This is a genomic window from Microcoleus sp. N3A4 (assembly GCF_036701805.1).
In the GTDB taxonomy this organism is placed as follows: domain Bacteria; phylum Cyanobacteriota; class Cyanobacteriia; order Cyanobacteriales; family Microcoleaceae; genus Microcoleus.
Window position 1 is genome coordinate 64,254 of sequence record NZ_JAUBRJ010000011.1, and the last position, 23,215, is coordinate 87,468.

Annotated in this window: 23 protein-coding genes, 1 tRNA gene and 1 pseudogene; 18 read left to right on the top strand and 7 right to left on the bottom strand. The window is 45.7% G+C overall.

All coding sequences use genetic code 11. From position 1 onward, the window contains the following. Positions 1-62 precede the first annotated feature (62 nt). Complete coding sequence (locus QUA56_RS08980) at positions 63-713, top strand: cofactor assembly of complex C subunit B (protein ID WP_333356028.1); 651 nt, start codon at positions 63-65, stop codon at positions 711-713. Positions 714-1,099: 386 nt separating this feature from the next. Here QUA56_RS08980 and hpsJ-A read toward each other — a convergent pair whose 3' ends face one another. The 4 genes from hpsJ-A to rfbB form a co-directional block, all read right to left on the bottom strand. Beyond that, positions 1,100-1,777: an HpsJ-like protein, cyanoexosortase A-associated gene (gene hpsJ-A / locus QUA56_RS08985; RefSeq protein WP_333356030.1), complete on the bottom strand. Its 678-nt coding sequence runs from the start codon at positions 1,775-1,777 to the stop codon at positions 1,100-1,102. A gap of 170 nt (positions 1,778-1,947) precedes the next feature. Further along, positions 1,948-2,616 carry a cyanoexosortase A system-associated protein gene (locus tag QUA56_RS08990; protein ID WP_333356032.1) on the bottom strand — a complete coding sequence of 223 codons (669 nt, stop codon included), beginning with the start codon at positions 2,614-2,616 and terminating at the stop codon, positions 1,948-1,950. After that, a complete protein-coding gene (crtA, locus tag QUA56_RS08995) occupies positions 2,616-3,470 on the bottom strand; it encodes a cyanoexosortase A (protein ID WP_333356035.1) in 855 nt (284 codons plus the stop codon). The genes QUA56_RS08990 and crtA overlap by 1 nt, the downstream gene beginning before the upstream one ends. Positions 3,471-3,875: 405 nt before the next feature. After that, positions 3,876-4,982 carry a dTDP-glucose 4,6-dehydratase gene (gene rfbB / locus QUA56_RS09000; RefSeq protein WP_333356038.1) on the bottom strand — a complete coding sequence of 369 codons (1,107 nt, stop codon included), beginning with the start codon at positions 4,980-4,982 and terminating at the stop codon, positions 3,876-3,878. Positions 4,983-5,340: 358 nt separating this feature from the next. Between rfbB and QUA56_RS09005 the strand changes: the two genes are divergently transcribed. From QUA56_RS09005 to QUA56_RS09030, 6 genes and pseudogenes are all read left to right on the top strand, one after another. Beyond that, positions 5,341-5,892 (top strand): hypothetical protein, encoded by a 552-nt coding sequence (locus QUA56_RS09005; protein WP_333356041.1) that lies wholly within the window; start codon positions 5,341-5,343, stop codon positions 5,890-5,892. A 90-nt stretch (positions 5,893-5,982) separates the two neighbouring features. Next, positions 5,983-6,213 carry a hypothetical protein gene (locus tag QUA56_RS09010; RefSeq protein ID WP_333356044.1) on the top strand — a complete coding sequence of 77 codons (231 nt, stop codon included), beginning with the start codon at positions 5,983-5,985 and terminating at the stop codon, positions 6,211-6,213. A gap of 274 nt (positions 6,214-6,487) precedes the next feature. After that, positions 6,488-7,093 carry a DUF1517 domain-containing protein gene (locus tag QUA56_RS09015; protein ID WP_333356047.1) on the top strand — a complete coding sequence of 202 codons (606 nt, stop codon included), beginning with the start codon at positions 6,488-6,490 and terminating at the stop codon, positions 7,091-7,093. A gap of 101 nt (positions 7,094-7,194) precedes the next feature. Continuing rightward, entirely contained in the window at positions 7,195-8,085 is an 891-nt protein-coding gene (locus QUA56_RS09020; RefSeq protein ID WP_333356210.1) for a hypothetical protein, read from the top strand. A 37-nt stretch (positions 8,086-8,122) separates the two neighbouring features. Further along, a pseudogene (locus QUA56_RS09025) lies at positions 8,123-8,191 on the top strand (DUF3370 family protein); the annotation flags it as partial. Between the two features lie 77 nt (positions 8,192-8,268). Next, positions 8,269-9,291, top strand: coding sequence for an S-layer homology domain-containing protein (locus QUA56_RS09030; RefSeq protein ID WP_333356050.1), 1,023 nt, complete (start codon positions 8,269-8,271; stop codon positions 9,289-9,291). Positions 9,292-9,388: 97 nt separating this feature from the next. Here QUA56_RS09030 and QUA56_RS09035 read toward each other — a convergent pair whose 3' ends face one another. Next, entirely contained in the window at positions 9,389-10,972 is a 1,584-nt protein-coding gene (locus QUA56_RS09035) for a peptidoglycan-binding protein (protein ID WP_333356053.1), read from the bottom strand. Between the two features lie 257 nt (positions 10,973-11,229). On the opposite strand from QUA56_RS09035, the gene alr reads away from it, so the two are divergent. The 7 genes from alr (at position 11,230) to QUA56_RS09070 (ending at position 16,336) form a co-directional block, all read left to right on the top strand. Next, positions 11,230-12,432 carry an alanine racemase gene (alr, locus tag QUA56_RS09040; RefSeq protein WP_333356056.1) on the top strand — a complete coding sequence of 401 codons (1,203 nt, stop codon included), beginning with the start codon at positions 11,230-11,232 and terminating at the stop codon, positions 12,430-12,432. Positions 12,433-12,612: 180 nt separating this feature from the next. Beyond that, positions 12,613-12,756, top strand: a complete 144-nt coding sequence (locus tag QUA56_RS09045) for a hypothetical protein (RefSeq protein ID WP_333356059.1) — start codon at positions 12,613-12,615, stop codon at positions 12,754-12,756. Between the two features lie 144 nt (positions 12,757-12,900). Next, complete coding sequence (locus QUA56_RS09050; protein ID WP_333356062.1) at positions 12,901-13,749, top strand: mechanosensitive ion channel family protein; 849 nt, start codon at positions 12,901-12,903, stop codon at positions 13,747-13,749. 47 nt (positions 13,750-13,796) lie between these two features. Continuing rightward, the gene (locus tag QUA56_RS09055; protein WP_333356066.1) at positions 13,797-14,936 is read left to right on the top strand and encodes a patatin-like phospholipase family protein; all 1,140 of its coding nucleotides are present in this window, start codon (positions 13,797-13,799) and stop codon (positions 14,934-14,936) included. 97 nt (positions 14,937-15,033) lie between these two features. Then, a tRNA-Ser gene (locus tag QUA56_RS09060) sits at positions 15,034-15,122 on the top strand. Between the two features lie 171 nt (positions 15,123-15,293). Beyond that, positions 15,294-15,788 carry a DUF6932 family protein gene (locus QUA56_RS09065; protein ID WP_333356068.1) on the top strand — a complete coding sequence of 165 codons (495 nt, stop codon included), beginning with the start codon at positions 15,294-15,296 and terminating at the stop codon, positions 15,786-15,788. Further along, the gene (locus QUA56_RS09070; protein WP_333356071.1) at positions 15,785-16,336 is read left to right on the top strand and encodes a helix-turn-helix transcriptional regulator; all 552 of its coding nucleotides are present in this window, start codon (positions 15,785-15,787) and stop codon (positions 16,334-16,336) included. Before QUA56_RS09065 ends, QUA56_RS09070 begins: the two co-directional genes overlap by 4 nt. Before the next feature lie 85 nt (positions 16,337-16,421). Here the strand turns inward: QUA56_RS09070 and QUA56_RS09075 are convergent, their stop codons facing one another. After that, positions 16,422-17,360 (bottom strand): serine hydrolase, encoded by a 939-nt coding sequence (locus QUA56_RS09075; protein ID WP_333356073.1) that lies wholly within the window; start codon positions 17,358-17,360, stop codon positions 16,422-16,424. A gap of 95 nt (positions 17,361-17,455) precedes the next feature. On the opposite strand from QUA56_RS09075, the gene QUA56_RS09080 reads away from it, so the two are divergent. Together QUA56_RS09080 and QUA56_RS09085 are read left to right on the top strand one after the other, a co-directional pair. Beyond that, on the top strand, positions 17,456-18,184 hold the full coding sequence (locus QUA56_RS09080; protein ID WP_333356076.1) for a C40 family peptidase: 729 nt from the start codon (positions 17,456-17,458) through the stop codon (positions 18,182-18,184). A gap of 136 nt (positions 18,185-18,320) precedes the next feature. After that, complete coding sequence (locus QUA56_RS09085; RefSeq protein ID WP_333356079.1) at positions 18,321-19,325, top strand: glycosyltransferase family 2 protein; 1,005 nt, start codon at positions 18,321-18,323, stop codon at positions 19,323-19,325. Between the two features lie 433 nt (positions 19,326-19,758). Here QUA56_RS09085 and QUA56_RS09090 read toward each other — a convergent pair whose 3' ends face one another. Then, entirely contained in the window at positions 19,759-20,928 is a 1,170-nt protein-coding gene (locus QUA56_RS09090) for an IscS subfamily cysteine desulfurase (RefSeq protein WP_333356082.1), read from the bottom strand. A gap of 96 nt (positions 20,929-21,024) precedes the next feature. Here QUA56_RS09090 and QUA56_RS09095 point away from each other — a divergent pair, with 96 nt between their 5' ends. Next, on the top strand, positions 21,025-21,690 hold the full coding sequence (locus QUA56_RS09095) for a hypothetical protein (protein WP_333356084.1): 666 nt from the start codon (positions 21,025-21,027) through the stop codon (positions 21,688-21,690). A gap of 188 nt (positions 21,691-21,878) precedes the next feature. Then, the gene (locus QUA56_RS09100) at positions 21,879-23,201 is read left to right on the top strand and encodes a four-carbon acid sugar kinase family protein (protein WP_333356087.1); all 1,323 of its coding nucleotides are present in this window, start codon (positions 21,879-21,881) and stop codon (positions 23,199-23,201) included. The last annotated feature ends 14 nt before the right edge of the window (positions 23,202-23,215 follow it).

The window sequence follows — 23,215 nt, forward strand, 5'->3', positions numbered from 1 at the left end:
TTACTGGTTACTGGTTATTGGCAGCCCTTCACAAATAACAAATAACTAATAACTAATGACAAATGACTAAATCCGATCCCAATAGAGTTTTGCGGCAATTGCCCTTAGTTGCAGGAGGGTTAGCAGGTACGCTGCTAATGGTCAACCGCTTGCTGACAGAGCAAATCACAGATTCTCAAGCTCGATCGGACGCTTTGGGAGTAATTATCAGCGCTCTGCTGATTTTAACAGGTTTGCTGTGGCAGCAGGTGCAAGCGCGATCGCCCGAGTCGGTAAAACTTATCGGCGAAGAAGGTTTTGAATTTGCGCCGGATTTGCCGGAGGCTGTGAAAATAGAATTAGCTTGGGCGTCGCGTTTGCTGTTGACAAATACCGCCACAAGGTCGATCGTCATTTTGTATCAAGGAAAAGTTCTATTGCGGCGCGGCATTTTAGGCATCAATCCCGAAGTCAAACCAGGGCCGATTTTGCAGCGAGTGCTCGACAAAAACAAACCAATTTATTTAGTAAATCTCAATATTTATCCCGGCAAAATTGAATTTGACTATTTGCCAGAAAATACCCAAGGAGTTATCTGTCAGCCACTTGGAAATCAAGGCGTTTTAATCTTAGGTGCTAACGCGCCCCGCAGCTATACAAAACAAGATGAAAACTGGGTTGAAGGGATTGCCGACAAACTCGAAAATACGATCGATCAGCACCTAAATTCCTAACTTCGTTAATATTAAGCTGTTGCGGCATTTAAATTGTCTGTCAAAAAACAATTCCCCGTCTTGTGGGGTGGGCGTCCCGCCCGCGGAGAATATGCAATTTAAATGCGCGACAGCTTACCCACAGTCAGGACACGGCAATGCCGTTTCCCTACAATCAATCGAACGATAATTACATCCGAGGGGGGCTCATGATTATTTTGGGTAGACACGGCACTGCCGTGTCCTCGGTTGCTCGTGCAACCGGAATTGATATTACATCTAATATCATGTCCGGTCGATCGCTTATATTTATTTGCGAGTGCCAGCTTCTGCGCGAGCGAGCGAGACGCTCGCACTCAAATGATAACTGATTAACCGGACATGATATAACTCAAAACTCAAAACTACTACCGAGCCCAATCAGTACCCCGCCACAACGTAAAAAACAAAACACTAGAAATCAGCGCGCCCAGCAGCCACTTAACAGCATTTTTAAATAACCCCACGCGCTGACTTGACTGAACCGCAGCGCTTTGCGTCTGCAACCTTTCCTTAGCCGGAGTAATTCTCGAAAGAATTTGCTCTTTCAGTTGCTGCGGGTTTTGCGTATCCGCTTGTACCCCCAAACGGGTAAGTTCCCCCGCCAAATTCCTTAAATCTTCAGGAGTACCCTTATTCAGCCGTTCTTCCACCTGCTGCAACTGAGCTAATTGTTGGTTTGCTTGAGTAGTAATTTGCTTGTTGTTTTGGTTGTTGACGTAGATAGTGCCAAAAATTCCCAAAGGCATCATCAACAGAAAAACCAAGGCCAGCAGCAGACAAAGCCAAGACAAAACCTTTAAAAAAGGGTCTTCCAAACGTCTGCGATCGTACCCTTCTCCAAAAAATATCAGCGCCATTGCCAGTAAAGGAACTGGCACCCGTTCCACTACAGCCCCAATCGTCTGCAATTCCCAGACGCGATTGCCAAAATTTGCTGGTATAAGAACTGCGATCGTATCTAATAACGACAGAATTAATAAACCGTAGCCAATCCAACGCAGCCTGTAGATAGAAAAACCTTGCTCGCCTTGTACGTCATTCATAAAATAATCAGAATTGTTGTTAAGAAAAATCTCTCTTGACCCGCCCAAAAACGGATACTTGCGAACGACAACAGTCGTGGAGAGTCAAAAAATTTAGACTCTTGTTCAAGCTTCCAGATTCACCTGTGGAGTAAATCTCAAATCTCAAATCTCAAATCGACTGGCTCGACTCAAGGTTCGGGAAATCGCGGCTGCCACCACCCATACCAAGAAACCCAAGCATTCTCTAGAATTTTTTGGGCATTTTCTGGAGTTGTTTTATCCAAAGGCACAGACATCTGAGTCCACAAACAGCGCCTGTCTTGAATATTTCCCCTACCCAACAGCCAAAACAGAATGCGGTTCGGCTGCCAATCGCGAGTATTTCGATTGTATCTAAACTGTTGGGAAGTTACTGTAGCACCGCCGCGAGGATTGATACACGAACTCAAATAAAGTCGATTTTGCTGTTGCAAAATTCCGTGAAACCCTGCGCCTTGAGTGCTTGCTAATGCTAGTTTACCAGGAGACGACTTGAGAATAGTATGTCCTTTCATCATACCTTCCACATCTCCAATGGTGTCTACCGCATAGCGCATCTCTATTTCTAGAACCGTGCTATTTTTTTGATATTCATATTTCCTGGCAGCTTTGAATCCTGAATTGTCGCTAATTTCCAGAGGCGCGCTCTTGCTGAGTTTCCAATCGGCTAGAGGCACCGACTCGGGAAACTCAAACGGGGTAACAATATTATTGCCGGCAGATGGATAGAAAACCAATTTTCCGGCAACCAACAAAACCCCTCCCAAAGTAACAGCCAACAGGGAAAGCCTAACTGGTTTCCAAGAAGTAATAGCCATTAGCAATTCTGTTTTTCCTTATTTTGGGGTTCGTCTTTCAAAATTGCAAACCAGCAGAATAACCCGAAAATAAATACAGCAATCATCGAAAAGATTACCGAACCATTTCCTGCGTGCCAGTATTTAAATGCTTCGGGTTGAGATAGCGATACCAGCACGGCCATGAGAGCAACTCGCGCGGCATTAACTAGAAATGCAGTAATTATGGCCACGAATGGCAATACTATTTTCTGACCCGTAGTGGTAGGAAACATCAGTAAGAAAACCAGAGCTAGTCCTAATAATTGTAGCATTGCATTTACCCCGGAACAGCCGTGATACACTTCCACGCTGCCCTTTTCCAGGATGAGAAAAACCCCTTTCCGCACCACTTCAAATCCTAGATAGTGGAGGAGGAAAGCTGAAAATTTTGCTGTTAATAGGGCTACATCAACAAATACTCCTATCAATCCGGGAGGAATAGCTGTATAAGCAAGAATTAGAAGTTCCTGCCAATATTGTTTCAGTCCTTTTGTACCGGAAGCTAGCAACGCCAGACTGATTCCACATAAGAAAGGCACAACCCTTATAAAATAGTCGTATCCACCTGATATCGAGGAACTTTTGAGCAATATTAAAGCAATTAGCGATGCCCCAAATAAGCTGCTGAAAACTCCGCTTTCTAAAGTTAAGGATTCGTGTCTTTCCCAAATAAGAAATGCTACGACTCCCCAAAACAATAACATTGTGCCGAACAGGTCAGTGTCGTTTGTTCTGGAAGTCAGAGTCAGGTGCAGGGCAATCAAACCGGAGGCGATGCCTAACAGCCAGTATTTAGGTTCTTGGACGTGCTTGAGCCAGTTGATTTCGGTCATTGCTACTTTCTGTGTTTAGTAAAAGCTTCTAAAATGCTTACTCAATCTGGTAACTCTATACAAATTATCCGCCACAAACACTTGAATTTATGCGTTTGGGATGATTGTTAACTAAATCTTTACAAAAATTGACAACAGTGAATGTTTGTGATATTTAACTCCACCTAATTAAATCTGAACTTAGGCGTAAAGACCCAAGAAAGCGGATTTTTTAACTCTGGGTTTTTTAACTCCGATCGCACTCCACGAAAGATTTTCCTCCCTCAAACCCGGTTTCTGCGCCAGGAGTTTAAATGTAAAGCTTGGAGGCAAGACAGCAACCTTTCTGGACGCAATATCGAGCTGGAAAACCGGTTTTTTTTTGACCGGTTCGGGTTTTTGGTGGCCCGTGCGTCCAGGAGGAGATTAATTAGAGTAGACTTTCCGGTAGTAAGTTTGATATTCCTCGGAAAGCAGGGGTTCCCACCACTCCCGATGAGCTAAGTACCATTCTACAGTCTGCCGCAAACCTTCTTCAACTGTTACTGAGGGAGTCCAACCTAACTCTGTTTTAATTTTGCTGGCATCAATAGCGTAACGCCGATCGTGCCCCGCTCTGTCTTTGACAAAAGCGATCAATTGTTCGCAAGGACGCGCGGGCAAATCCTCAGCTAATTCGTCCATTAGCTGGCACAGCATTTTTACTAAATCGAGATTTTTAACCTCGTTGTTGCCGCCAACATTGTAGGTTTCCCCAGGTTGGCCGCGGTGGATAACGGCATCTAAAGCGCGGCAGTGGTCGAGCACGTAGAGCCAATCTCGCACGTTTTGACCGTCGCCGTAAACTGGCAGCGGTTTGCCCAATAGCATATTGATGCACATTAATGGAATGAGCTTTTCTGGGAAGTGATAGGGGCCGTAATTGTTGGAACAGTTGGTGATAATTGTCGGGACGCCGTAGGTGTGGAAATAGGCGCGGGCGAGGTGGTCGCTGCCAGCTTTGGAGGCTGAGTAGGGACTGTTGGGCGAGTAGGCGGTTGTTTCTGTGAAGGCTGGGTCGTCGGGGCCGAGACTGCCGTAAACTTCGTCGGTAGAAACGTGGAGAAAGCGCATTTCTGCTTTGAGAGATGGCTCATCAATTGCTTCAAAATGCTTGCGGAAGGCTTCTAAAAGTGTGAAGGTTCCGACAACGTTTGTTTGAACGAAGGCTGCGGGCCCGATAATTGACCTGTCAACGTGGGATTCTGCGGCAAAGTGCGCGACTGTGGTGATGTTTTCTTCTTTGAGCAAGGTATCGACTAGGGTACGATCGCAAATATCCCCCTGCACAAACCGAAAATTTTCGCCTCCTTCCAAAGTTGCCAGGGTTTGTCTGTTTCCGGCGTAGGTTAAAGCGTCGAGCACGACTACTCGATCGCCCGGATAGCTGCTGCACCAGTGATGCACAAAATTCGAGCCGATAAATCCAGCCCCGCCCGTCACCAACAATCGGCGAGGGGCTCGCTCAATGCCTTGATTCCCGCTGTCTGTCATAAAAATAAGAGTTTTTCCAATAACTAAGCCTTTTCAAAAGTAGCCTTAAAAGTAGTTTGTCACCAAGTGTTTGCCAGTCTGTAACTAAATTTTCTACTGTCTAACCTCAGATGTTCTAATTTGGGCGCGATCGGGCATATTGGTTTACAATACTTCAACTTCTGCCGTTCTATTAGTCAAGACGCTTACACAGCAACCATTCCAGGTTTTCAAACGGACAATTTTAAATTTGAATTGCGTCAGGCTATAGCTGACTTTTGCGATCGATCCGCGATTTGGGCGGCGCGCAGAGTTGATACATTTGTAAAGAGCTGTTAGCATTAATTTTTTAATTATCCTTTACAATCTCCAGAGCACCATGAAGAAGTTTCAAGTGTTAACTGGCATTGCTTCCGTCGTCGCGATCGCAAGCAGCATCGCCATCGGTGACGCCGCATCTGCTTTCCCCTGTTTCTACAGCAAATCTGGGGGGGGTCAATCTGGTTCGGGGCCGGGGCCAACGATCCTGGGTTCCGGCGGTTCGGAGCGAATGAATCCGTGGAAATCCTACAAAACAGCAGCTCTCGGTTTCCTAGGTTTGGCTGGAGTTTTGGGTGGCGGTGCGGCTTACATGAGCTACCGTGCCGGCCAGCGCGCTTCTGCTGCTTGCGCTGCGATGACCGATAATTTTGAAGTTTTTGAAGAGCCGATCGATCCGATCGCAGATGCAGGTGTTTCTGAATACCTGGAAGTTCCGGCGTTGCTCGATTTGGCGGCGGCGGGTGCTGTAGCTGAGTCAGCAGATGCGGTTGCAGCCGTTCGCGAACACCCAGAAGCTCCGGGCGGCGAGCTGGATTTGCCAGTTTCGCCAGTTGCCGAGTTGAGTTCTGAAATTGCGATCGAACAAGTCCAAAACGCGATCGTCAAATAGTTATTTCAAACTAAAGAATTCGCTCAAAAAACCTCCAATCTTGCAAGATTGGAGGTTTTTTGAATTAAATGTATCCACCGACAATTTCCTGTGATATCAATTCCGGTTGTATCGGAATTAATTTTACCCGAAATCAGGACACGGCACTGCCGTGTCCCTACAATCGATCGCGGTAGGGACACGGCAGTGCCGTGTCCTCTATCTCATTCCGGCGCAGCCGGAATTCATACGATCGCGATCGCGAAGCACAGCAAACAATTGACAAGTGAATCGATCGCAAACAATATCATATTCCGGCAAAGCAAAGGAACGCCGAATTAATATCAATTTAAAAAAGTCTTGCTACAATCCTCAAATTTTTACCAATTATTATTAAAAATCGCAGATACCCGTCAGGACACGGCAGTGCCGTTTCCCTACTGTATTTGCTCCGATTCAAAAATGCTATAAAATTAGATGACTCAAAGCGAGACAGTATGTTGTGGAGGCGATCGCTCAAAATGCCCTCGATATCAATCTGAGGTTAGACGGCAAGAGTGCAAATCGCCTGCTATCGTGGGAAATATAGCCCTAGAAATTACAACTATAGGTTATTATGAATGCTTGGCGCGATCGATTCAATCAATTTACAGGTAAAACTCGACTGGCAGTTTGCCGTGTGTTCGTTCACCTAACAGGCGAAGAAGTTGCACCGCTGTTAGGAGTTCTCAACCGCACCGCCAGACAAGCAATTGATGCCGATGGCGACCTAGCAGTTTTAGGAGAAGGTCTTGTAGAAATTTGCAATCACCTGTTGCAGTACGACAACTACTGGCAAGCAGCAGCCAATGAAGGCGATGTTTTTTGGAATGAAGGCGAAGCCGGCGATTATGTGGATGAGCTTTTCACTGATTCAGCCGATCGTTATCTCAGCGAGCCTCAATACAGCACATCTGTTTACGATAAAAATTCCCCCTTGTCTTTGCCGGTAACTAGAAATGTCGTAGTGATGCTGACAGTTGCTTATGAAGGCGAAGTTCCTGCCCTAGAAACAGACCTCGCTGACATCAGCGCGCTGAAAGTCGGTTTAAAAGCAATGATTAATTTACATTACCAGCACAGCCTCCGAGCTGTGCAAGTTCACTTTTCTCCCGCACAGTTGGGTGACGAACTTACCAACGACCAAGTGTTGGTCAATTTCCCCGAACTCATTCCTCTTTAAGGAATAAGTAATTAGTTATTAGTTATTAGTTATTTGCTACCAAGGCCGGATGCCCGATGCCGGATGCCCGATGCCCGATGCCCAATTCCCAATTACTATTTATGATGCTGCGAAAACTGACAATTTATTTAATGGCTTTAACTTTGTTCTGGACGGCAACCGCCTGCGGTTCTCCTACCCCACAACCTCCTGCCAGTCCTGCTGCAAATACTAATGTTAACACGGTGCGTCCTGCTGCATCACCAAACAATAACTTGGCTCAAGGTCAATATCCCGTACAGCAAGCTACCTACGACGATGCTGATGGTGAATACAGTTTGATGTTGCTGAATACTCCCGCCGGCAGTCCCCCAGTTTACCGCACTACGGATTTGCAAATGGCTCGGTTAACGGATGAAGAAATATCGGCAGGCAAGAAAAGTTATCTAAATCTGGATAACAATACAGCGGTTTTGCATTTGACAGAAGATTTTAAAATTGAGTACGTTCACAACGTGACTGAAACTGTCAATAACCCTCAAACCGGTCAGCCCCAAACCGTAGTAGTGAGACAGCAATCTGGCTTCTGGGCGCCGTTTGCTGGGGCTGTAGCCGGTCAGGCGATCGGCAGTTTGTTATTTAGACCGCAATATTATATGCCGCCAGTCTATCAGCCGGGAATTATGACAGGATATGGCGGTTATGGCAATACTTACGGCCAAGCTGTTAACCAATATCAAACTAGCTACCAAACTCCGCCTCCTGCGGTGAGAAACCGTCAAGTTTTAAGGACGACCGGCCGCTTGCGATCGCCCACATCTAACCAGCCAGTAAGACCCTCAGTAAGTCCAAATGCCAATCGATCGACCGGTTCGGGTTACGGCGGCAGCAATTTGAGGCGATCGCCCAACTCAACTTCCCCGCAGCAAAGGCGGAGTCCGAGTTTTGGTAGCGGCAGGAGTTCTCGTCAACCGAGTCGGAGTGGCTCTTTCGGGAGTGGCAGAAGGCGCTGAGTTGAAGATTGCAAAAATCCGCAACTGAGGATCGGTAAAAGTTGATTTTATCTATCCTCCCGATGCCACGCCACCGCAGGTATTGAGAGTGAGAACTTTGGAATAGTTGATTTATTTATTTCAGTCACTACCAGACCCAAAAAATATGTGATTTAATTTCTACATTGGTCTGTAGGTGACAATATGTCTTCTTCACAACCCCCGTCAGGGGAAAGAAATCCTCTAGGATTGGATGAATTGATTGCTATCTTGGTTGCCTTCGGCACGATGGGAGCAATTTTATTTTGGGTAACAGGTAAAAATCCCGATCGATTGAATGCCAAAAATTGGCAATTTCCAGCCGTTTTCTCTCAACCTGCTGTCACGCCCGCGAGCCCGGGAATATTAACGCCTGCGCCGCCGAATTCGGATTTGCGATCGCCCGCTACAACCCTGGTTCCCTCAGAACCGGATGTCGCACCTGTGGCACCTTTAGGGCCGATTTTACCGGCAACTCCTCCGGTGGGGGCGATCGTCGTTGTTCCTCCCAAACCAATTGTGCGATCGGCTCCCGATCCGGCAATTACCAAACCGAAAGCGGCTAAACCCAAAGTTGGGCCCGTTATATTATCCGATGTTCCTGACAAATATTGGGCGCGTCCGTTCATTTTAGCGTTAGTCGATCGCAAAATTTTTGCTGATTCCACCGACAACAAATTTCGTCCCGACGAACCGATAACGCGAGCCGAACTAGCGCGGTTAATTCAGCGAATGTCCGACGACAAAGAACCGATCCGAAAATCGATTGATTTTAAAGACGTAAAAGACAAAAATCCTGCAGCTACTGCGATCGACCACACCGTCAAAACTGGATATCTTAAAGGATACCCAAACAATGAGTTCCGTCCCGAAAAACAGATTCCGCGTGTCGAAGTAATCGCAGCTTTAGCGAGCGGTTTGAGCCTGAAACCATCAACAAAAGCAACCAAAACTTTACAAGTTTATACAGACAGGGCAAAAGTGCCGAAATGGGCAGTTAACAAAGTAGCGTCAGCCACAGAAGCTGGCATTGTTGTCAACCACCCGAAGCGCACACTTTTGGAGCCTAATAGAACAGCAACTCGCGCTGAAGTAGCAGCCATGATTTACCAAGCTATGGCCAAAAAAGGTCAAGTACCTGCTAAGTCTTCTGAGTATGTTGTGAAGCCTATAAAGTTGTCCAAATAATATTTTTGGGGCGGGCTACGAGCAACGCCCCACAATAAGATTTCATCGTTATTGTTTGTAGTAAGGACTGAAGCCTTCTCACTACGAACCAGCTAGATTAATCTTGAAACACCATAATGCTGCCCGAATAGCAAGCTACCCAAACCTGATTAGTTTCGGGATCGTAAGTAATTCCGATCGGACTTGAATTAACCTTCACTGTTTGCACCACTTTCATATCGCTCGTCCTAACTTTGCTAACAGTATTCGAGAAATAGTTGACTACATAAAGCAGTTTGCCTTCATCAGAAATAGTCATACTGCGAGGGGCTTTTCCCGTCGAAACTTTGTCCACCACTTTACCAGTTTTTAGGTCAATTTTTGCCACATTTCCTTCACCGTTCAAAGTTGCATAAAGATACTTGCCCTTGGGATCGATCGTCAAATGACGCGGCGCATTGCCAATATTTCTCAGCCATTCTACTGAAAAGTCTATGAGATTCACTTTTGCAATATCCGAAGAACCCATGATGGCAACATAGGCATTTTTTGAGTCGGGAGTGACAACAATACCCCGAGGATATGCACCCAGTTTCACCCGCTCGACTTCGATATTTTTATTGATATCAACTACGCTCAAATCCCAACTGCACCAATTGCTCGCGAGCGCGAAGCGATTGTCAGGCGAAACAGCATTGAATTTCGGAACTGCACCTACAGGAATTACCTTTTCTATTTTCAAAGTTTGGGTATTGATGCGGTACAGAAAACTTTGGTCGTGTTTTGCCGCTGGAGAGCACCTGTCGCTCCCCGGATTCCTAAACCCCGAACCGTACATTTGATAGTTGGATACGTAGGCATATTTGCCATCTGTTGAAAAAGCAGCTTCTACGGGAGAACCTTGATAATTGCCTTTGAATTTAGAAAAGCCGAACTTCGACAAGTTTACTGTATCGGGAATAGTCTTGACTAATTTAAAGTTCCTATCGTAAACTGTGATGGTGTGGCTGTACATCATGTTTTGAGCAAAAAACAAACCAGCTCCCGAATAAACTATTGATTTTGGCGATATCTTGCCGTAAATAGTTTTTTTCAAGGTCATTTTTCCTTGAGTGTTGTCGGGAGGATTTATTAGCCTTTGGGGTTGTGATTCACTTTCTTGTTTCTCCTCGGGACTTTCTGTTTTAAATGGTGGTAAAAATGGTTCTTGAAATAGAGGTTCTTTAGGCTGATTGTTAGTTGTATCTTCGGGTTGGTTTGTGTTTTCTGTGGCGCTAGGAGATGGCGAAGGTCGATCGACATTTGGCGATATTTTTCCCGCAGCTTCAATGCTCGCACCTTCCGGCTTACCTTTCAGCGCTGACAAGGTTTTCGGGCCGACAATTCCGTCAACTTTCAGGTTGTTGTCTGCTTGAAACTTTTTCACAGCAGCCCGGGTGACTGAACCGTAAAATCCTGTAGCCTTACCGCCAAAATATCCTGCTGCTTGCAGAGTTTTCTGGAGTTTGGCAACTTCCGGGCCAGAATCACCTTTTTTGATGGCGAGTGCGGGATTGACTAAATTTAAAACGGTGAGAGCGATCGTAAAGAAAAGTAAAGGAGTAGAGGCTAAATTTGGGTGCGTTTTCGAGTTTGTCGATCGAGTTTGACCCGCAGCCGTTTCCCAAGTTTCAGCTAAATGCAGGTAGGCCAGTCCGTCCATAGTTTTTACCGGGTATTTTTGGTGCTATGATACACCCGTTAATACCATTTTAGATTTTAGATTTTAGATTTTAGATTTTAGAATTGGGCATGACTGATGCAATATGGGTTTGCAGCTTGCCTGCAGTTGCATTCTTTTTTTAAACTTGTATAACATTGATTAAAGGAAACATCTTATTATAATCAAACTTAGGGTAAAATATCCAAGCAGCTTTTAGAGCAGTTTTTAAGCGTGCAAGCAAGTAGGAGCGATCGACAATGTTGAGTTGGGAACAAACAACCGCAGAATCAACGACAAAAGAATCCCGCCAGACGGTGCTGGGGGAAGGTGACGGGGGACTTTGCCAGCGGGCTTGGGTAGAAATGGATTTAGCAGCTTTAACTCACAATGTAAAAGAGCTTAAAAATCTCTTATCTCCCCACACAGAACTGATGGCAGTTGTGAAAGCGGATGCTTACGGACACGGTGCTGTTGCAGTCAGTCAAATAGCATTGCAAGCAGGTGCTAGTTGGCTGGGAGTGGCGACAATTCCCGAAGGAATAGAATTGCGAGAAGCTGGGATAGAAGCGCCGATTTTGCTGTTGGGGGCAACCCATACAGCGGAACAGGTAAAGGCGATCGCCCAATGGCACTTGCAGCCCACTATTTGTACTGCCAAACAAGCCTTAATTTTTTCGGAAGTTCTCGCCGGTCTCAACCAATCTTTGCCAGTTCACGCTAAGTTAGATACGGGAATGTCTCGCTTGGGTACGCCCTGGCAAGAAGCAACAGAATTTGTGCAATTAGTCAAGCGCTTGCCAAATTTAAAATTAGCCAGCATTTACTCTCACTTGGCGACAGCAGACAGTCCCGATCCCGCACTTATGAGAGAGCAGCACCAGCGGTTTAAACGGGCGATCGAGCAAATTAAAATAGCAGGAATTAACCCCCCTCGCCTCCACTTGGCAAACTCTGCTGCTGCCCTCGCCGATCGCGATTTGCACTACGATTTAGTGCGAGTCGGTTTAGCTACCTACGGTCTTTATCCAGCACCTCACTTGCAGTCGATCGCCAATTTGAAGCCCGCGATGCAGGTAAAAGCTAGGGTAACGCAGGTGAAAACAATTGAAGCAGGAACAGGCGTCAGTTACGGCTATCAATTTATAGCTCAGCGGCAGACACAGATTGCCGTAATTGGTATCGGCTATGCAGATGGCATTCCGCGCAATCTTTCTAATAAAATGCAGGTTTTAGTTCGGGGTGAATTCGTGCGGCAAGTGGGGGCGGTAACGATGGATCAATTAATGCTGGATGTAACCGATATTCCCAATTTAGAAGTCGGCGAAGTGGTGACTCTGTTAGGCAAAGATGGGGAAAATAAAATTACTGCTGACGATTGGGCCGCAACTTTAGGAACTATTTCGTGGGAAATTGTCTGCGGTTTTAAACACCGATTGCCCCGCGTAGCAGTAAACTGTTAACAGTAGTCCGGCAGGGGTTTAAACAAGAGCCTCATAGCAAAAGTCGGTTTAAACCGACTCAAGAGTTTGAGCGAGAAAATTATTGATTTTAGTTTTCTTTTAGAGGACTTTAGCTCTCTCGACAGTCCGGCAGGGGTTTAAACCCCCGCCTCATAGCAAAAGTCGGTTAAAACTTACATCTTGCACCATTCTCAAGAACAGGCATCTTGCCTGTTCCACAAAGAATTAATTTCTTGTGGGGTGGGCATCCTGCCCGCCCATAAAAGCCTTATTGAGAATGGTGCGACATCTCAGTTAAAACCGACTCAAGAGTTTGAAGAATAAAATTATCGACTTTAGTCCTCTTTGAGAGGACTTTCGCTATGAGACAGGGGTTTTCAACCCCTGTCGGACTCTCGGGATAAGCGAGGAGACTGAGACTGCAATGCCCAATTCCCTGGGAAAGCCAATTCCCAATTCCCAATTAATATGACAGCCATCAGCAGATTTATACCAATAGCCCAAACCTTCTATTCTCAGCTAAATGCAGAAAGAACACAAGCCTTGGAAGTAGCTCAAGAATTCTCGAAAAAACTCGTAGAATTGGGGTTTAAAATTGTACCTCAACTGCTGTGGGCGATCGGCATTTTGTTAATTACGCGATTTGCGATCGACTTTGCGGGCCGCGTGACTCGCCGAGCACTGAGTCGCACCGAAGCCACACTGCGGAAATTCTTAGTTCAAGCTGCTGAAATTACGATTTTGGTAGTTGGAGTAGTAGCCGCTTTGAGTCAGTTGGGAATTCAAACTACCAGTGTGGTTGCGGTGGTTGGTGCGGCGGGTTTGGCGATCGGTTTGGCGTGGCAAAATACTTTGTCGCACTTTGCTGCTGGGGTAATGTTGATTAGTTTGCGTCCTTTTGAAGTGGGAGATGGGATTGAAGCTGGGGATGTTAAGGGAGTGGTGGACAGCATCGGGATTTTTTCAACAACCGTGGTGACAGACGATCGCATAAAAATTATTGTTCCGAACAATCAGTTGTTTAACGGTACACTGAAAAATACAACGGCAATGGGAACGAGGCGAGTAGACTTGAAGATTGATATTGGCGATCGGCCGATCCGTCCGACAGTGGCTGAGTTATTAGAAATTGCCCACTCTCACCCCCTGGTTTTGGAAAATCCGCCCCCGACTTGTTTGGTGGCAGAGATTACTCCAGATACAACTATTTTATCTCTCCGGCCTTGGTGCGCGTCGGTGGCCTACGAACAAGTGCGATCGCAAGTTCAAGAACACGTCAAAGAAGCAATGAATGCCCACAAAAATCAAGAACAATAGATATCAATCTAAAATCTAAAATCCCCAATCGATCCGAGGTATTTCCCATGAGCAAATGGTATCCGCAGCAAATTTTGCAAGAACCCGGTGTCAGGATCACCGCCACCGAAAAACAAACAATTCTCAGCAAATTTCCGCCTCCCGACGAAAACGGTCAAATCTATGCCGACGGGGTTTTTGAAGGCGGTGGCGTGCGCGGAGTTGCCTTTTTAGGAGCACTCAGGTGCTGCAGCGATTTGGGCATCCGCTGGCGAAAACTGGCAGGCACTTCTGCCGGTGCAATTACCGCCGCAGTATTGGCAACCGACTTGTCAATTGATGATTTAGAGGAAATTTTAGGACAGCTCGATTACAGCATATTTTTAACTAAAAAAAACAGTCCTCTAATTTTAAACGGCGACCCCGCCGACGACTTGCAATCTCCTGCTTGGACGCTACTTTTTCTAACAGTTAGCCGTCAAATGGGAGAATATTCGGCGCAGCCGTTCCTGCAGTGGCTGGAAACCATGCTCGGTCGAGGTAAATTGCACACTTTTGCCGATGTTAAACAGATCGTAAAAGACCGGGAATTAAAAGTAGTAATATCCAACCTCACTCGCGGTGAAATGTTGGTAATCCCCGACGACTTGCGACGGCAGGAATCTGCCGATTCCGATGCTTTATACCAGCAGTTGCGACTCGCAAATCCCGAAGATTTTAGCGTAGCTGAAGCGGTGCGGCTGTCGATGAGTATTCCGCTATTTTTTGAACCGGGAAAACTGGGCGATGACTTAATTGTCGATGGGGGAATTCTGAGCAATTTCCCACTGTGGATTTATGACACACAATCCGTCGGTTCGACTCCCGCTATGCCCCGCTGGTTTACCTTTGGGTTTCGATTGGTCGATACTGGAATTGAGAATCAAGTTAAGATTGATACTCCGCTGTCGATGCTGGCGGCGATGTTCAGAACGATGATGAAAGCAAGAGACCGCTATCACCAGCGGGAAATGGATAAAGGCAGGGTGATTAATATTGATGTGACTGAAGCTCAGGTGACGACGACGGATTTTCACCTTGATGCCGATCGCAAGGCTAACTTGTACCGCTTGGGATATTTGTATACTAAGAGGTTCTTTTTGAGTTCCAATTTTAGTTGGGAAAAGCACTTGAAGGCTAGGGGCTTTGGGGAAGAGGCTGGCGGTTGAGGTCGCGGATGCTAGACAGAGTAAGGGATTGAGGAATTTTTGAATGAGGGGTTGGCAAAAAGAAGATGTGTGTGCTATAGTTAGTTACTGTCATCTTGGAGAGGTGGCTGAGTGGTCGAAAGCGGCAGATTGCTAATCTGTTAAGGGTGTTAACATCCTTCGAGGGTTCAAATCCCTCCCTCTCCGTTCTATTTAATCATTTATCGATAAAGGTTTTTGGATTCGTCATACCCTTAAAAGTTGCGTTTTCGGCTCATCTTTTGCTCACTCTTCGCGATCGGTAGCGCCACCTCAGTCTGTCGCGAACGTCAATGAAGCGATCGCTGCGATCGCAATCTTCCAAACAACGATCGCAATATGGTACGCTCAAGAGCCGGATATTCATCTGTGTTAAGGTGTGAGGAAGTGATTCCAGAATTCGATGAAAACGGCAACTTACCCCCAGGAGTACATTTTTGCGAATGGGAAGAATTTGTAGAACGATTTGGAAGCAACGAGCTGAGGTTGCGTTTAATGCGCGGACTGCGAATGGCAATGGAGCAACTCAAAGCAGGTGGTTGCCGGACAATTTATATCAACGGCAGCTTTGTTACCATTAAACCAGACCCAGGAGATTTTGATGCTTGTTGGGATAGCGAGGATGTCGATTACGATTATCTCCGAAAAAATGCCCCTAGATTACTAAATCATTTCGATCGTAGTGCACAGAAATCCAAATATAAAGGTGAAATTTTTCGTTCAGATCAACCTATAGGAGATTACGGCTTAACTTCTATAGAATTCTTTCAGCGTGACAGACAGTTAAATCCTAAAGGCATTATTGCTATAGATTTATTAAGGTGGAAGCCATGATTAAAAATGAAAAAGAGTATGAATATAGTCAAGAATGCGCCCGAAATTTTGAATATTCTCTTAGGGCGTTAGAGCAAGATGAGGAACTGAAGAAAAAAGACCCCGAAGGGTGGCAACTTTCTGGGGATGTCAAACAATCTCACCTGATGGCTTTACAAGCAGAAATTGCTGAATATGACAGGCTTACATCTCATGATAGCGACACCCCAATAGTATTAACACTTGATGATATTGATTATTTACCCCAAATCTTGATTAAAGCTCGCATGGCAGCTAAGCTAAGCCAAAAAGAATTGGCAGATTTAGCTGGACTGAAAGAAGAACAAATTAAACGTTATGAAGATAATGACTACGAAGATGCCAGTTTTTTGGATGTAAGATTTGTAATTGATGCACTGGATATCAAAATAAAAAAATGTGAGTTTCTAGTTCCTTTAGATACTCTCAGAAGAACTCCTGTTACCAAAGAAGAATTACTTTCCTCAACTCATCGTTTTCACAGCCAACAAGATCGACGAATGATGGAGCAAGTTCAATTAAAAAGTTAGCGTTGACAGTTGACGGTGTTAGATGCCCGACTTGTTAAAGAAGTCGGGCATCTGTGTATATAGTTTTCAATTTACCAACATAAATCTAATTAAGCACTTTCATCGCTTCGACAAATTGCCGCGATATAAATGGTAAAATCTCTTCATTCTTGCTATTCTCTTTCCCCTCGGTAAATACAACTAACAAATACGGCCGCAAACCCGGTATTTCAATATAAGCAGCATCGTGACGAACTTGACTTGTCAGTCCGGCTTTTGACCACAATTTTGCTGATTCTGGCAATCCGCCACCTAAAAAACCTGTAACTTGATTTTCAGGATCGGCCTCTAATTCTGCTGGTTCTAAACTGCGTTTCATTAAACCCATCATTTCTTGCGATGCTTGGGCGGAAACAGCTACGCCGCCGATTATAGTGTGCAGCAAACGCGCCGCTGCATTTGTGGTCAGCATATTTCTATTTTCCATTAATTCTCCCAGAACTGCTCGCTCGCGACCGTAGGGGCCGTCACACCAGGTTTTTTGATTGGCGTTAATATTTTGTAATTCCGGCCAATCCAATGATTGAAAGTAACGGTTGACTATGTTTCGCTGCTGTTTCCAAGTTTCAAAGGGGCCTGGTGATAATTCTGGGCCGCTGGTGGTGCCGGTGAGCGCGTCTACTACTAAACTGGTGGCGTCGTTGCTGGAATCAACTATCATATCTCGGACGGCGCGTTCTAATTCTGGCGATGTTTGAATCATGCCTTTTTGCGCCCATTCCCAGATGGCAACGAGGTAGAATAATTTGACGATGCTGGCTGGATAAATTCGTTCGGAAGCTCTAGCGCTAAAACCTCGCGGTTGATATTTCCAAAATTCTTCTGCACTCAGGGCGCCGCCTGTATTGACTCGCACCGGCGGATCGTAGACTATCCAGGTAATGGCCATACGATCGCCACTTAATCCTGTAAATTCTGACAATGCGGAGTCTATAATGCTACTGCCGAGGGTTTCTAATTGTTCGTCTTTGTGGAAAAATGTCATGGTTGATGGCTGACGGTTAACGGTTAACGGCTAGCAGCTAATGGCAATCTATCGTTAAATGCGAACAATTAACAGCAAACAGTGAGCAATTAGCAATGGCCAATTATCAATTATCTGATGTTCAGGAGTACCGGGCGCGATCGCACATAAATATTTACGATTCCCCAAAGTGCGATCGATTGGCAACTCAAGCAGCGCTGGGGCGGCATTTGCGCGTCGTCGAACTCCCCGTAAGACAGAGCGATGTAAACTTGGATACAACGGCTGTGATGGTGCGGCTGTGCGAAGATGATTATCCGGGATGGCTGGATATTCGAGATGTTGAGTTGCTCGAGCCGACAGAAACAGTGTATCATCCTCTGGTGGTTTCTGAGGCAGAAATTAAGGAAAAATTACCAATTGCAATTACTTTTGCTCGTGAGGCTATGCACCAATCCAATTATTATCTTTGGGGCGGTACAGTCGGGCCAAATTATGATTGTTCGGGCTTGATGCAAGCTGCTTTTGTGGCTGCGGGCATCTGGTTGCCGAGGGATGCTTATCAGCAAGAAGCTTTTACTAAACCTATTAGTATCAGTGCTTTAGAACCGGGGGATTTAGTATTTTTTGGTACTCCCGAAAAAGCAAATCACGTAGGATTGTATCTCGGAGATCGTCGCTACATTCACAGTTCTGGAAAAGTACAAGGTCGCAACGGTATCGGTATCGATATTTTGTCGGAGGATGGAGATGAAGTCAGTCGAGGTTATTACCAGCAAGTGCGCGGTTATGGTAAAGTTGTGGCAAGTTATCAACCTAGTGAGTTGTTCACTGTTAACGGTTGACGGTTGACTAATGACTGTTAACTAATGACCAATGACTAATGACCAATGACTAATGACTAATGACTAATGACCAATGACTAATGACCAATGACTAATGACCAATGACTAATGATTACTGATGTTATCGAATAAATCAATGGACGCTGCATTATTTTTGGAAAATTTGGCGCGACAGCAAGCTGAGGCTGAGGTTGTTCTGGATGTTTCGGTGGTGGTACCGGTGTATAATGAGGTGGAAAGTTTGCCTCATTTGATTGAGGCGATCGCCACTTCGATCCAAGCATCTGGACTCAGCTATCAAATTATTTGTGTAGATGACGGTTCTAAGGACGGTTCAGCAGAACTTCTCCAGCAGTTAGCCAGCAGTCGCGATGACCTTTGTGCTGTAATTTTGCGCCGCAATTACGGGCAAACTGCTGCCATGTCGGCAGGTTTCGATCGCGCTCGCGGTCGTGCTATTGTTACCCTAGACGGCGATTTGCAAAATGACCCGGCTGATATTCCGCTGTTGTTGGAAAAGTTAGATGAAGGCTACGATTTAGTTAGCGGCTGGCGGAAAAATCGGCAGGATAATACTATCAGCAGGTTGATTCCTTCTAAAATTGCGAACTGGTTAATTGGTCGCGTTACAGGCGTGACTTTGCACGACTACGGCTGTTCTTTGAAAGCTTATAAATCCGAGTTGGTAGCAGACTTGAATCTCTACGGGGAATTGCACCGCTTTTTGCCCGCGTTGGCGTTTATTGAAGGCGCGAGAATTGCAGAACTGCCGGTGCGACACCACGCCCGCCGTTTCGGTCAAAGTAAGTACGGGATTTGGCGGACTTTTCGGGTGTTGATGGATTTGTTAACTATTTCTTTTATGAAAAAGTTCCTGACTCGACCGATGCACGTTTTTGGACTTTTGGGAATGAGTTCTATGGCGTTGGGAACAGTTTTAGGGATTTATTTAACTTTCCTGAAATTGGCTTTTGGTCAAAGTATTGGCAATCGTCCTTTGCTGATTTTGGCTGTGGTTTTGCTGTTAACTGGCGTGCAGTTATTTTGTTTTGGTTTGCTGGCGGAAGTGATGATGCGGACTTATCACGAGTCGCAGGGAAAACCGATTTATCGGGTGCGCGAGGTGTTTGGTTATAAGTAAACGATTGGTGTTAGTAGATGCCCGACTTCTAGCATTAGCTTTGATGTTGAGTCTGGGAAACGGCTACAGAAGTAGGGGATCTGGTCGTATATGCTTTAACTCATCTACGATATTGAATCGTCCAATCCTAAATGGTAAGGTGCGTCGCCCGAAAAAATCTGCAAGTTCCATTGAGTATCTCACAGCGACGCACCCTACAGATTATAGGAATTCGCGTTTGGGACTTACGCGCGGGTGTTCAGAAACCGGGTTTTGGCATCATGCTTCGTTACAGATCGCAAAAATGGATAAAAACCCAGTTTCTTTGGTATTTATGCGTAAGTCCTAAACTACTTTCTAACAGTGGACAGCAAAAACCCAGAACGGATTTTCGCTGTTAACTGTCAACTGTCAACTGTTAACTGTCAACTGTCAACTGTCAACTGTCAACTGTCTAACTCATTACTTTTTGTGCTTGTCGCAGAGATGTAATAGTTGCGATCGCGTGTTCGGCGACTGCATCTATTTCTGCTTCGGTATTGAACCGGCCAATACCAAACCGAATTGAAGCATAAGCTAATTTGTCCGATCGCCCGATCGCTGCTAAAACATGAGATGGAGATATTTTCGCCGAAGTGCAAGCAGAACCCGAAGAAACTGCTGCCGCCGGTTGCAAACCCAACATCAACGCTTGTCCGTCAACCCCGCCTACACTCATATTAAGATTACCAGGCAATCTTTTAGTAGCGTGACCGTTGAGAAAAACATCGCCCAATTCACTCAAATTTTCCCACAAACGCTGCCGCAAATTAACCACTCGTTCTGTTTCCGACTGCATTTCTGCAATTGCTAATTCTACTGCTTTGGCAAATCCGACTATTTGCGGTGGGTAGAGAGTTCCCGATCGCATTCCCCGTTCGTGGCCTCCTCCGTGCATTTGCGGCGCTAGCTGCACTCTCGGTTTGTGGCGGCGGACGTAGAGGGCGCCGATCCCTTTTGGCCCGTAGATTTTGTGGGCTGTCAAGGACATTAGATCGATATTCATCTCCTGTACGTCGAGGGGAATTTTGCCGATCGCCTGTGCCGCATCTGTGTGAAAAAGAATGTCATTTCCGCGACAAATTGCTGCAATTTCTGCGATCGGCTGAATGACGCCAATCTCGTTGTTAGCCGTCATCACTGAAACCAAAATTGTCTCTGCCCGAATCGCTTTGATCAAATCGCCTATATCAATCAGCCCGTCGCTTTTCACCGGTAAAACAGTAATGTCAAATCCCAATTTTTGCAAATACGTACAGGGGTCAAGAATTGCATTGTGTTCTGTTTTTACTGTTATAATGTGCTTTCCTTTGCTGAAATAGGCTTCGGCGATACCTTTAATCGCTAAGTTATTTGCTTCCGTTGCACCGCTGGTAAAAACAATTTCTTCTGGGGAGGCATTGATTGCTTCTGCTATGATTTGTCGCGACTGTTTTACCGCTGCTTCTGCTTCCCAGCCGTAGACGTGGTTGATGCTGGCTGCGTTGCCGAACTGTTCGGTGAAATAGGGCAGCATCGCATCAAGTACCCGTTTGTCTAGGGGGGTTGTGGCGTGATTGTCGAGGTATATAGGACGTGCGGACATAGTGCAGTTTTGGGTGAAAAAAGTGTTAGGTTTATTGTAGACGAGCCCCTTGTTCTACTACAAAACTTTATAATTAACATATATTTGTGAAGATTTATGCGAGCTGACATTCAGGGATTAGAAATTACTGTCGGTGAGCTCAAGCACCTCAGCGGCGCGGGGCCCGATCGCGTATACCGGCCGGCGAGTGCGACTAAGTTTGCCCGCGAAGCTCTGAAAACAGTCGTTTTAATTGTTTTGGTTCTCATCAGTTGTTGGCTGCTGGTTGCGATATTTCCTAGAGCGTATTTGTTTTGGTTCGCCCTCCACCTCGCTGCGATAGTCGGTTTAATCTTTGAGGATGTGTGGAAAATTCGGTGGAGCCAAAACAAAGATTTAATCAATCTTTTTGATGATGTCGATCGCTATAACGGTATAATCAAAGCGATTGAAATTAACGATCGGATAGAAGATGCCGGCAATGCGGAAGTCAAAATCGGCGATCGCGCCAAAGTGATTCAAGCCTTGCAGCTAATCAGAGACGATTTAGTTCGAGCTTTGAAAACCGAGAGAATTCTCAGGGAAAACAAAAAATTTGTCGCTAGTAACTCCGAATTGTTTGCCAATAATTTGAGAACTTTGAATTCCCTGCAAATTAGCGATCGATCGAGCCAGCCGGGGCGATTGCTCTACGAAGCTTTGCAGCTAGCTATGGCAGTTCAAGCAGAAATGAAAAAGTTGCAAGATCGAAACGCTGCTAATTTAAAAAATGGCAAAAATTAGTAGGGTGTACGGCTGCGCGTGCATCTTACCCAGTAGCAACGCGCACCTTACTGAACCGCTCAAACTAAAACACATTTAAAAATTTATGAGTTATGAGAATTGTTAAGAAATATCATGATTGTAAATTTTTTCCTGTTAGGTAACAGGTGAGTATATCTTGGAAAGGAGATGTTAACAACCAGGTCAGTATGTCTTCTGCCAAACCCAAGATTATAGTTCTCGACGACGATCCGACAGGTTCTCAAACTGTGCACAGTTGCTTGCTGCTGACACGTTGGGACGAAGAAACCCTGCGTTTGGGACTGCGGGACAAGTCCCCAATTTTCTTCATACTGACAAATACTCGATCGCTAACTCCCGAAAAAGCAGCCTCCGTCACCCGCGAGGTGTGCCAAAATCTCAAAAAGGCGATCGCCAGCGAAAAAATCGAAGACTTCCTAATAGTTAGCCGTTCCGATTCTACCCTGCGCGGCCACTATCCGATCGAAACCGACGCGATCGCCGAAGAACTCGGCCCCTTCGACGCCCATTTTCTAATTCCGGCCTTTTTTGAAGGAGGCAGAATTACCCGTCACAGCGTGCACTACCTAATAGTTAACAGCGTCGAAATACCAGTACACCAAACCGAATTTGCCAAAGATTCAGTCTTCGGGTACAGTCACAGTTACCTGCCAGACTATGTAGAAGAAAAAACCAAAGGTCGCATTCCCGCTGATGCAGTCGATCGCATTTTACTCGCAGACATCCGCTACGGAAGTTTAGATCGACTGATGGACATGACAGACAACCAATGTGCAGTTGTTGACGGCGAAAGCCAAGGCGATTTAGACACATTTGCCAAACACATTCTCGATGCAGTCAGTCATGGCAAAAAGTTTTTATTCCGCAGCGGGGCGAGTATTTTAACATCCTTAGCTGACCTCGGCCACCAGCCAGTAGCAGCCGACGACATGGCAAAATACGTGAGGGAAGGCAAACCGGGTGCAGTCATAGTTGGTTCCCACGTTAAGAAAACTACTGAACAATTGGAACGCTTGTTAAAAGAACCCAATACAGTTAGCATTGAAATAGATGTATCTCACTTGTTAGAAGATTCTCCAGAGTATCGCACTCAAATGCTCGATGAAACTCTCGAAAAAGTCCGCACTGCTCGTGCCGATGGCAAAACGCCTGTAATTTATACCAGCCGCAAGGAACTACAATTTAAAAATGCGGAAATCCGGTTAAAATTTGGAGAGGCTGTTTCTGCTTTATTGATGGATATCGTGCGGGGACTGCCTGCGGATATCGGGTTTTTGATTAGCAAGGGCGGCATTACTTCTAATGATGTTTTGAGTACAGGTTTGTCGCTAAAAAGTGTCAGGCAAATCGGTCAAATTATCGCAGGTTGTTCGGTGGTCAAAACGGAGGCAGACCATCCTCTATTTCCCAATTTACCTGTAGTTTTGTTCCCGGGAAATGTGGGGGATAGCCATGCTTTGGCTACGGTTTACAAGCGGCTGAGCAAGTAGTATAGCTAGTTGAA

Excerpts from the sequence above, each read along its gene's own strand:
- QUA56_RS08980 (WP_333356028.1), top strand. The coding sequence starts at position 63 with ATGACTAAATCCGATCCCAATAGAGTTTTGCGGCAATTGCCCTTAGTT.
- hpsJ-A (WP_333356030.1), bottom strand. The coding sequence starts at position 1,777 with ATGAATGACGTACAAGGCGAGCAAGGTTTTTCTATCTACAGGCTGCGT.
- QUA56_RS08990 (WP_333356032.1), bottom strand. The coding sequence starts at position 2,616 with ATGGCTATTACTTCTTGGAAACCAGTTAGGCTTTCCCTGTTGGCTGTT.
- crtA (WP_333356035.1), bottom strand. The coding sequence starts at position 3,470 with ATGACCGAAATCAACTGGCTCAAGCACGTCCAAGAACCTAAATACTGG.
- rfbB (WP_333356038.1), bottom strand. The coding sequence starts at position 4,982 with ATGACAGACAGCGGGAATCAAGGCATTGAGCGAGCCCCTCGCCGATTG.
- QUA56_RS09005 (WP_333356041.1), top strand. The coding sequence starts at position 5,341 with ATGAAGAAGTTTCAAGTGTTAACTGGCATTGCTTCCGTCGTCGCGATC.
- QUA56_RS09015 (WP_333356047.1), top strand. The coding sequence starts at position 6,488 with ATGAATGCTTGGCGCGATCGATTCAATCAATTTACAGGTAAAACTCGA.
- QUA56_RS09020 (WP_333356210.1), top strand. The coding sequence starts at position 7,195 with ATGATGCTGCGAAAACTGACAATTTATTTAATGGCTTTAACTTTGTTC.
- QUA56_RS09030 (WP_333356050.1), top strand. The coding sequence starts at position 8,269 with ATGTCTTCTTCACAACCCCCGTCAGGGGAAAGAAATCCTCTAGGATTG.
- QUA56_RS09035 (WP_333356053.1), bottom strand. The coding sequence starts at position 10,972 with ATGGACGGACTGGCCTACCTGCATTTAGCTGAAACTTGGGAAACGGCT.
- alr (WP_333356056.1), top strand. The coding sequence starts at position 11,230 with ATGTTGAGTTGGGAACAAACAACCGCAGAATCAACGACAAAAGAATCC.
- QUA56_RS09050 (WP_333356062.1), top strand. The coding sequence starts at position 12,901 with ATGACAGCCATCAGCAGATTTATACCAATAGCCCAAACCTTCTATTCT.
- QUA56_RS09055 (WP_333356066.1), top strand. The coding sequence starts at position 13,797 with ATGAGCAAATGGTATCCGCAGCAAATTTTGCAAGAACCCGGTGTCAGG.
- QUA56_RS09065 (WP_333356068.1), top strand. The coding sequence starts at position 15,294 with ATGGTACGCTCAAGAGCCGGATATTCATCTGTGTTAAGGTGTGAGGAA.
- QUA56_RS09070 (WP_333356071.1), top strand. The coding sequence starts at position 15,785 with ATGATTAAAAATGAAAAAGAGTATGAATATAGTCAAGAATGCGCCCGA.
- QUA56_RS09075 (WP_333356073.1), bottom strand. The coding sequence starts at position 17,360 with ATGACATTTTTCCACAAAGACGAACAATTAGAAACCCTCGGCAGTAGC.
- QUA56_RS09080 (WP_333356076.1), top strand. The coding sequence starts at position 17,456 with ATGGCCAATTATCAATTATCTGATGTTCAGGAGTACCGGGCGCGATCG.
- QUA56_RS09085 (WP_333356079.1), top strand. The coding sequence starts at position 18,321 with ATGGACGCTGCATTATTTTTGGAAAATTTGGCGCGACAGCAAGCTGAG.
- QUA56_RS09090 (WP_333356082.1), bottom strand. The coding sequence starts at position 20,928 with ATGTCCGCACGTCCTATATACCTCGACAATCACGCCACAACCCCCCTA.
- QUA56_RS09095 (WP_333356084.1), top strand. The coding sequence starts at position 21,025 with ATGCGAGCTGACATTCAGGGATTAGAAATTACTGTCGGTGAGCTCAAG.
- QUA56_RS09100 (WP_333356087.1), top strand. The coding sequence starts at position 21,879 with ATGTCTTCTGCCAAACCCAAGATTATAGTTCTCGACGACGATCCGACA.